1 pseudogene is annotated in these 1,765 nt (G+C 45.6%); it reads left to right on the forward strand.

From position 1 onward, the window contains the following. Positions 1-1,765, forward strand: a pseudogene (locus VM932_RS11075) (hypothetical protein); the annotation flags it as partial.

Below are 1,765 nucleotides of genomic sequence, written 5' to 3' on the forward strand. Positions count from 1 at the left end.
CCATGTGACTTTGTATTGGAGCATCAGGATTGTTCCCCTTCCGAAGAGTGGAAAAAGGCCGATTGTGACGGGGACGGCGTTGCGAACGAAGATGAAAAAGAAGACGGTACCGACCCATTTGACCCTTGCGATTATAACCCGGAAAGTGTGAGCTTGACGCAAACCGGGGATTACCTTGAGGCAGATTGCGACGGTGACGGTGTTACCAATGGTGATGAAAAAGAAGATGACACGGATCCACAAGATCCCTGCGATTTTGTGCTCGACAGTCAAACAGTTGATCCAGATTTAACTTGGAACAGTTCTGATTGTGACGGGGACGGTGTTACGAACGAAGATGAGAAAACAGATGGCACGGATCCATTGGATCCATGTGACTATGACCCGGAAAGTGTGACCTTGCCACAAACGGGGGATTACCTTGAGGCCGATTGCGATGGTGACGGTGTTACCAATGGTGATGAAAAAGAAGATGGCACGGATCCACAAGATCCCTGCGATTTTGTGCTCGACAGTCAAACAGTTGGTCCAGATTCAACTTGGAACAGTTCTGATTGTGACGGGGACGGTGTTACGAACGAAGATGAGAAAACAAATGGCACGAATCCATTGGATCCATGTGACTATGACCCGGAAAGTGTGACCTTGCCACAAACAGGGGACTACCTTGAGGCAGATTGCGATGGTGATGGTGTTACCAATGGTGATGAAAAAGAAGATGGCACGGACCCTCAGGACCCATGCGATTTTGTGCTCGACAGTCAAACAGTTGATCCAGATTCAACTTGGAACAGTTCTGATTGTGACGGTGATGGTGTTACGAACGAAGATGAAAAAGAAGATGGGACAGATCCATTGGATCCATGTGACTATGACCCAGAAAGTGTGACCTTGCCACAATCTGCAGATTGGGAAGCTTTGGACTGTGACGGTGATGGCAATCCAAATGAAACGGATCCCGACCCATTAACGGCCAATGCTAACGATGACTATGGTTCAACACCAGCACTTACTGAGGTTGCAATAAATGTTTTGGAGAACGATGATTATCTCCCTAACAACGATCCTATCAACGTAGGGGTGACAAATTTGTCAAGAATTGGAGGAGATGCAAGTGGTTCAGTTACTTTTGATGATGAGACTGGTTTTGTAAACTATACTCCGGTAGCGTCCGAATCCAATTCAACGGTTACCATAATTTATCAAGTATGTAATGTTTTGCCGGACCCAAGTGTTTGCGCTTCAGCAACTATATATATAGAGGTAGGTGAAAATCTATTGGATGCAGTGGATGATAACTACACAGCAAGTGTGGGAGAAGATGGTGTGATTGCAGATGGCAACGTACTGTCCAATGATACGTATAATGGTGAGCCTGTAACTTTTTCCGATGTTATATTGACCTCTTCACCGACTAACGAACTTACCATCAACGAAGATGGAAGCGTAAGCGTGGTTCCCGGAACTGAAGCAGGCACATACACGATCAATTATACCATTTGTGATGTTTTGGATGTAAACAATTGTGATTCCGCTACGGTTACTGTTGAAGTAATGCAAGGAACAGGGAATGTTATCGATGCAGTGGATGATAACTACACAGCAAGTGTGGGAGAAGATGGTGTGATTGCGGATAGCAACGTACTGTCCAATGATACGTATAATGGTGAGCCTGTAACTTTTGCCGATGTTATATTGACCTCTACATCGACTAACGAACTTACCATCAACGAAGATGGAAGCGTAAGCGTGGTTCCCGGAACTG

This window comes from Flagellimonas halotolerans (genome assembly GCF_035818535.1).
Taxonomy (GTDB): Bacteria; Bacteroidota; Bacteroidia; order Flavobacteriales; family Flavobacteriaceae; genus Flagellimonas; species Flagellimonas halotolerans.